Below are 7,611 nucleotides of genomic sequence, written 5' to 3' on the forward strand. Positions count from 1 at the left end.
GTGGCGGCCGGCACCAGGCCGCTGCGCGGCGCGGCCGGCTGGCTGCGTGGGGCCCCGGCGGCGCCCCGGGCGGGGGCCGAAACTGGCTTGGCAGGCGCGGTTTTGGTGGGCTTGGCGGGGGCCATTTTGGCCGGCGCAGCGGCCGCATCGTCGGGGCCCAGGGCGGCCAGCTTTTCGCGGGCACCGGCCACGATTTCGGGCACCGGGAATTTGTTGTCGATGATGGAGTTCAGCGTGCCGCGGGCCTGGAAGTTGTCGCCCTGGGCGGCGTACACATCAGCCACCAGCAGGAAGGCCCGGCCCTGCCACAGCTCGAAGTTGCCGAAGTCGGAGTTGTTGCGCAGGGCCGTTTTCAGGGCCTCGTCGTACTGCTTTTGCTTGAACTGGGTGTCGGCCAACAGGTAGTTGGCCTCGGCCCCGATGGCGTCGCCCGGCGCGGCGGCTACGGCGGCGGCCAGCTCGGTGGCGGCCTGCTCCAAGTTGTTGGTGCGGTAGCTGGCCTTGCCCAAGTAGAGCAGCGCGGCGTTGGTGGCACTGGCGGGGGCCCCGGCCTGGGTGCGCAGCTCCTCGGCCACGCGGCGCGTGGCGGGGTAGTCGGCGCTTTCGTACTCGGCCTTCAGCAGGCCCAGGGTAGCGTTGGCCACCTCGCGGCGGTTGGTGCTGGCCGTGCGCAACTGGGTGTAGTACTGGATGGCCTCGGGGTAGTTCTGGGCTTCGAGGTCGAGGTCGGCGGCGCGGCCCAGGGCCCTATTCACAAACTCGCTCTTGTTCTCCGTCACCACGGCGCGCAGGCGCGGCAGGGCCTCGGCTTTGTTGCCAGTTTTTAGGTAGGAGTCGGCCAGGTAGTAGCGGGCGTTGGCGCCCAGAGCATTGTCGGGGTACTGCTTGAGGAAGCCCTCCAGGCGCTGGATGGCCTGGGGGTACTTCTCGGCCAGGTACAGCGACTTGGCTGCTTCCAGCTCCACGCTTTCGGTGGCCTTGCTGTTGGGGTTTTGGGCCTTGAAGGCGGCCAGGGCCCCGTCGAAGTCCTCCGTTTTGCCCTGCGCGGCCAGGCTTTCCTGCAAGCTGTAGATGGCCTGGTTGGCGGCGTCGGAGCGCGGGAAATCCGTCAGCACGCGGCGGAAATCGGCCACGGCGGCGTCCTGCTGCTGCAAGTTGGCGTAGGCCACGCCGCGCTTTTGCAAAGCCTGGGGCACGAGCGAGCTGTTGGGGCGGCCGCTGATGAGCTTCGTGAAGCCATCCACCGCCGGCTGGTAATCGCCGGCCTCAAACGCCAGCTGCGCCTGCTGGAAGGCGGCCTGCTCGGCGTAGCGCGAGGTGGGGCTGGTGCGCAGCAGCGTGGCCAGGGTTTGGTCGGCCTCGGCGCGACGGCCCATCTGGCCCAGCGTCACGCCCTTCTGGTAGTAGGCGTAGTCTTTGTCGGAGGCGTTGGCCTGAATCACTTTGTCGTAGCCGGCCAGCGCGGGGGCGTAGCTTTTGGCCACGTAGCTGAGGTCGGCCAGGCGCAGGGTGGCGTCGTAGTAGTTGGCGTCGCGGGTTTTGCTTGTCTCGGCGGCCGCTAGGTAGGCCTGGAACTGGGGCCGGGCCTGGGCGTACTGCTTTGTATTATAATAAGCGTAGCCAAGGCCGTAGCGGGCGCGCTGCTCAAAGGCCACTTCCTCGGGCGCCACGCCGCCCTGCCGCACGGTGCGGGCCGCGGCAGCGTAGGCGGTGGCGGCTTCGGGGTAGCGCTGGCCCACGCTGTAAATGTCGCCCTTCAGCACCTGCGCGGCGGCCCGCAGCGCGTCGTCCGACGGGTATTTCAGGGATTTATCGACCAGCGCCAGGGCCGGGTCGTACTGCCCGGCGTTGTAGAGCGTGGCGGCCTGGGCGTAGGTCACGCGCTGGTAGGTGGCGTTCAGCTTGGGGCCCCGGTCGTCGAGGCCGTCGAGGTAATCGATGGCCGCGGCGTAGTCCGTCGAGGCCAAAAAGCCGGTGCTCAGTAGGTCGTCCACCGTGGCCTGGTTGGCCGAGCGCGGGAACTTGCGGCGGAAGTCGCGGAGCACACCCACCACCTCGACCTGGTTGCCCAGCTCGGCCTGCACCTGGGCGAGCTTGAGGGTAGCGTTTTCGGCCACGTCCTTTTGCACGGGGCCCTGGCGGGCGGCCTCGAAGGCCGTGACGGCCTGAGGCTTCTGGCCGGCTTGCAGGTAGCTCAGGCCCAGGTGATAGGCGGCGTTCTGGCCCAGCGTGTCGCGGCGGGCGGCCACGGCGCGCAGGTTGGTGATGGCACCCTTGTAGTCGCCGGTTTTGTAGTTGGCGAAGCCGATTTTGTACTGCACCGCGGGCTCTACCTTGCCCTTGCGGGCGGCGGCAAACTGGTCGTAGTAGCCCACGGCCTGCTTGTAATCGGCCTTCTGGTAGTAGGCGTCGCCCACCAGCAGCTGGATTTCGTCGGCGTTCTGGGGCGGCGGGGTTTGGCGCAGGCGGGGCGCGGCGTAGGCAATCAGGCCTTCGTAGTCACCTTCCTTGTAATAGATCTGCGTCATGATGGCCGGCACCACGGGCTTGTAGTCGTCGTTCTGCTCGGCAACGGCCAGGTCGGCGCGGGCGGCGGCGTAGGCCCCGGCGCGGTAGCCGAGGTAGCCGGCGTAGTAGGCGCTGGCGTAGCGATAGGGCCCCTGGGCCTGCTTGCTGCGGTCGAACAGCAGGCGGGCCTGGTCGTAGTCCTTCTGCTGGAAGTGGCTGTAGGCCAGCTTAAAATCAGATTCGGCCCGCTGCCCGTCGCTGAGGTTGGCGGGGGCCACCTTTTGGAAATAGGCAATGGCCTGCGGGTAGTTCTGCTGGTCGAAGTAGAACTTACCCAGCTCGAAGTAGGCCACGGCGGCGCGCGGGTGGGTCGGGTGGGCGGCTACGAAGGCCAGCACGCGGCCCTCGGCGTCGGGGTGCAGCAGGTAGAGGCCGCTCACGGCGTCGTAATACTCGGCGTCGGCGGTACGGTCGCGGCCCAGGGGCTCCTGGCGGCCGGTGCGGCGGGGCTCCACGGCCAGGTACTGCTGGAAGGCCACCTGGGCGGCCCCGTACTGCTGACGGTCGAACAGCTCGAGCCCTTCCTGGAAAAACCGCTCATCGCTGGCAAACACCTGGGTTTGCTGGGCCAGGGCGGCCGCCGGGGCCGCCGCCGTGAGCGTGGCGGCCAGCGCCAGCCGGGGAAATAGCTTCATCGGGAAATGGTAGCGTGAAGGGGCCGCGGGGGGCCCGGGAGGTGTCAAAAGTAGGCAAAAATGGCGCGCAAGGCCCCGGCGGGCCATTCTGGGCCCCAGGCCAACGCGCGCCAAGTGGTTTTTGGTGTGCCGCGGCTAAAACTAGGTTATTGGATAATAAAGGAGTGACGAAGGGAAAAAGAACAGGTCATCCTGAGCGCAGCGAAGACTTAAGGACTGCCGAACAGCACGCAGTAACCTGCTAATTACTGCGTGCTGTTCGGCGGTCCTTAAGTCCTTCGCTGCACTCAGGATGACCTGGTTTTCAGGCATTCCCGTCTAGGATTCCGAAGTCTACCACAGCTGGTGCACCAGCGGCTGGATGCGGCGCTGGTACACGTCGCGCACGGCGGCCATTTGCCCCACCGTGAGGGCGGGCAGGTCGGCGGCGGCGGCGTTGCTGACGAGCTGCGCGGGGCGCGAGGCCCCCGGAATCACGCAGCTCACTTCGTCGAACATCAGCACCCAGCGCAGGGCCGCCGCGGCCAGGGCCCCCTCGCCGGGGAATACGGCCTTTAGCTCCTCCACGGCAGCCAGGCCGGTGGTGTAGTCCACCCCGGAAAAGGTTTCGCCCTTATCAAAGGCGGTGCCGTCGCGGTTGAAGTTGCGGTGGTCGTCGGCGGCAAACTCAGTCTGGGGCCCAAACTTGCCCGTGAGCAGCCCGCTGGCCAGCGGCACCCGCACGATGATGCCCACGTTGCGCCGCTTGGCTTCGGGGAAGAGCAGCTCGGCTGGGCGCTGGCGAAACAGGTTGAAGATGACTTGCAGCGTGGCCACGTTGGGGTATTCCAGGGCCTTGAGGCCTTCCTCCACGCGCTCCACGCTCACGCCTAGGTTTTGCACTTTGCCCTCTTCGCGCAGCTTCTCAAACAGCTCAAATATTTCGGGGCGGTAGAATACGTTGGTGGGCGGGCAGTGCAGCTGCACCAGGTCGAGGGTGTCGAGGCCGGTGTTGCGCAGGCTGTCCTCCACAAAGCCGCGCAGGGCGGCGGGCTGGTAGGCGGCGTTGGTATGGGGCTGAAGGCGGCGGCCGCACTTGGTGGCCACGAAAATGCGCTCGGAGCGGCGGCGCACGAGGCGGCCCACGGCGGCCTCGCTGGCCCCGTCGCCGTACACGTCGGCCGTGTCGATGAAGTTGACGCCGGCATCGACTGCCGCGTCGAGGATGGCGTCGGCGGTGGCGTCGGAGAAGGGCTCGCCCCACTTGCCGCCCACCTGCCAGGTGCCGAGGCTGATTTCAGAAATAGAAAAACCGGTTTTGCCGAGGGTGCGGTGGTGCATGAGGAAAGGGAAAGATGGGTTGGAAAGAGGAAAAGATAGGAAAGGCTTTTCGGCCGATGAACGGCCGGCAACTTATACGGGCAATGGCCCGCCAAATGGCTAGCCCGCAGCTACAAGGCGGAACACTGAATTACTGCTTCGCACTGGCCTTCACCCTGCATACCTTGCACAGAATTTCACTTCCTTAATTTTTTATCCATTCCCTATTCTTATTTTTCTATGAAGACAAATTTTACTTTTCGACTCTGGACCTTGCTGCTGCTGGGGCTGCTGGCGGGCACGGCCCGGGCCCAACGCATCGCCGTAGGGGCCGCTCACACGGTTGCCATTTTTCCCGACGGCACGCTTTGGACCTGGGGCAACGGTGGCAGCAACCAATTGGGTAATAGCAGTCCGTTCAACCAGCCCACGCCTGTACAAATAGGCTCCGCGGCCAGCTGGCAGAGCGTGGCCGCGGGCCAGCTCAATACAGCCGCTATTCGCACGGACGGCACGCTCTGGACTTGGGGCGACAATAGGAGCGGCCAAATTGGCAACGGTACCACCACCAGCCGACCCACGCCCATGCAGGTAGGTACCGACACAAACTGGAAAAGCATCAGCATCGGCTCCCAGCACATGGTGGCCGTGCGCACAGATGGCACGTTGTGGGCTTGGGGCTTAAATACCAATGGCCAACTGGGCCTGAGCTCCACCGCCAGCCAATCAACCCCAGTACAAATCGGGACCAGCACGGCCTGGCGAAGCGCCGTTGCGGGCTCGAACCACACGGTAGCCATGCGTACCGATGGCACGCTGTGGGCCTGGGGCCTGAACACCAACGGCCAATTGGGCCTGGGCTCCACCGCTCAGCAAACCAGCCCGGTGCAGGTGGGCACTGCCGCAACTTGGCGACAAGTGGCTACCGGCCAGTACTTCACGGCGGCAATTCAGGCCGATGGCTCGCTCTGGGCCTGGGGTAATAACCGGTCGGGGCAGCTTGGAAACGGCACCGCTATCAACCAACTTAGTCCTGTGCAGGCCGGAAGTGGAGCCACTTGGCAGCTGGTAGCTAGCAACGCGGGCGCGGTCCACGCGGCAGCCCTCCGCACCGATGGCACGCTCTGGACCTGGGGCCTCAATACCGACGGCCAGTTGGGCAGCGGCTATAACGTGCAGCCGACGCCATTCCAGGTAGTGGTTCCCCCTACGTGGCGCAGCGTGGCCACGGGGTACGACTGTACGCTGGCCATTCGCCCCGACGGAACGCTGTGGGCATGGGGTGGCAACCCCAACGGCCAGTTGGGCATCGGCGACAACATCAACCAGGACCAGCCCATCCCTACCCAAGTAAGCAGTACTGTTGCTTGGCAGAGCATCGCGGCTGGTCTTTTCCATACGGCAGCCGTGCGGGCCGACGGCACCCTTTGGGCCTGGGGCACCAACCAATCGGGCCAGCTGGGCAGTGGAATGGCGTCCGCTTCTGCGCAACCTTCGCCCGTGCAAGTCGGCACAGACACGAACTGGCAAAGTGTAGCCGCCGGGTTTGCTTGCACGCTGGCCCTCCGCACCGACGGCACCCTCTGGGGCTGGGGCAGCAATGGATACGGCCAACTTGGCAACGGCACCACTACTCAACAAAACGCGCCGGTGCAAATCGGAACGGCTACGAATTGGCGGAGCGTTGCATCGGGCTTTGGCCACACCGTGGCCGTACGCGCCGATGGTACCCTTTGGGCCTGGGGCTTCAACGCTGTTGGCCAGTTGGGCGATGGCACTACTACTAACCAGAGCAGCCCCATTCGCATTGGCACCGCCACCACTTGGCAAAGCGTGTCGGCCGGTAGCTACCACACCGTAGCTACCCGCACCGACGGCACCCTCTGGGCCTGGGGCCAGAATACTTACGGCCAAGTGGGCGTCGGCACGACGGCCAACCAAACCACCCCTGCCCAGGTGGGTATCGCCACGACTTGGCAAAACGCGGCCGCAGGTGCTTACCACTCTGTGGCCACCCGCACCGATGGAACGCTCTGGACCTGGGGCTTCAACGGCTATAGCCAATTAGGCAACGGCCTCACCATCAATCAAACCAGCCCCGTTCAGGTAGGTATTGCCACCACCTGGCAAAGCGTTGCCGCCGGCCAGTACCACACCGCGGCCATCCGCGCCGGCGGTACTCTCTGGGTCTGGGGCAGCAATGTTTATGGCCAAACTAGCCAGTCCAACGCCAACCCCTTTCCGATCAACATTCCATATCCCAGCGTAACCCTGGCCACTGCCCCCGCCAGCGCCAGCGCCGGCTGGCACCTGGCCCCCAACCCCGCCCAAGGTCAAGTGCAGCTGCGGGGCCTGAGCGGCAACGCCGCCGTGCAGCTATTCGACGCCCAGGGCCGGCTGGTACGCACTGCTACCGGACCCGTCGTAGCACTCGATGGCCTCGTTCCCGGCCTCTACCTGTTGCAAGCCACGGCCGGCACCACCACCCGCACCCAGCGCTTGGTGGTGGAATAATATCCTTGCCGGTTTCACTTTTGCTACGCCCCTGCCCCACCGGCAGGGGCGTTTTTGTGGGGTAGACCGGTGGGGCCCCGGCCAATGCGGGCAATAACGGGCGAAGGGCAGCCGTATCTTGCCGGCTACCCATGCCCGACTCCCCACCCCTGCCCGTCATCCGCGTCTCGCACCTCACCAAGCGCTTCGGGGCCCAGGTGGTGGTCGATGACCTTTCGTTTGAGGTGGCCGCCGGTGAAACGCTGGTGCTGCTGGGCCCCAGCGGCTGCGGCAAAACCACGCTCCTCAAAACGCTCAACCGCCTCATCGAGCCCGACGGCGGCACCATCGAAATCAACGGGCGCGACGTGCGCCAGCAGGCCCCCGAAGAATTGCGGCGCGGCATGGGCTACGTCATCCAGCAGGTGGGGCTGCTGCCGCACTACACGGTGGCCCAGAACGTGGGCGTGGTGCCCGGCCTGCTGGGCCGCCCGCCCGCCGAAACCGCCGCCCGCACCACCGAGCTGCTCGAGCGCCTGCACCTGCCCGCCGCCCGGTTTGCCGGCATGCTACCGGTGCAACTCTCGGGCGGGCAGCAGCAGCGCGTGGGCCTGGC

Annotated in this window: 4 protein-coding genes; 2 read left to right on the forward strand and 2 right to left on the reverse strand. The window is 65.9% G+C overall.

The features are described from left to right. Both BEN49_RS07675 and BEN49_RS07680 read right to left on the reverse strand, forming a co-directional pair. Nucleotides 1-3,203 (reverse strand): tetratricopeptide repeat protein (locus BEN49_RS07675; protein ID WP_070742458.1); only part of this gene is annotated, 3,203 nt, incomplete at its 3' end. 333 nt (nt 3,204-3,536) lie between these two features. Then, complete coding sequence (locus BEN49_RS07680; protein ID WP_070742459.1) at nt 3,537-4,523, reverse strand: aldo/keto reductase; 987 nt, start codon at nt 4,521-4,523, stop codon at nt 3,537-3,539. 219 nt (nt 4,524-4,742) lie between these two features. Here BEN49_RS07680 and BEN49_RS07685 point away from each other — a divergent pair, with 219 nt between their 5' ends. Together BEN49_RS07685 and BEN49_RS07690 are read left to right on the forward strand one after the other, a co-directional pair. Beyond that, nucleotides 4,743-7,016 carry an RCC1 domain-containing protein gene (locus BEN49_RS07685; protein WP_083325887.1) on the forward strand — a complete coding sequence of 758 codons (2,274 nt, stop codon included), beginning with the start codon at nt 4,743-4,745 and terminating at the stop codon, nt 7,014-7,016. A 131-nt stretch (nt 7,017-7,147) separates the two neighbouring features. Next, nucleotides 7,148-7,611, forward strand: a 464-nt coding sequence (locus BEN49_RS07690) for an ATP-binding cassette domain-containing protein (protein ID WP_125916621.1), incomplete at its 3' end; no start/stop codon positions are given.

It is taken from the genome of Hymenobacter coccineus, assembly GCF_001816125.1.
GTDB classification, from domain to species: Bacteria; Bacteroidota; Bacteroidia; order Cytophagales; family Hymenobacteraceae; genus Hymenobacter; species Hymenobacter coccineus.

Bases quoted from the DNA above. Each gene is read 5' to 3' on its own strand.
- BEN49_RS07680 (WP_070742459.1), bottom strand. From the start codon at position 4,523: ATGCACCACCGCACCCTCGGCAAAACCGGTTTTTCTATTTCTGAAATC.
- BEN49_RS07685 (WP_083325887.1), top strand. From the start codon at position 4,743: ATGAAGACAAATTTTACTTTTCGACTCTGGACCTTGCTGCTGCTGGGG.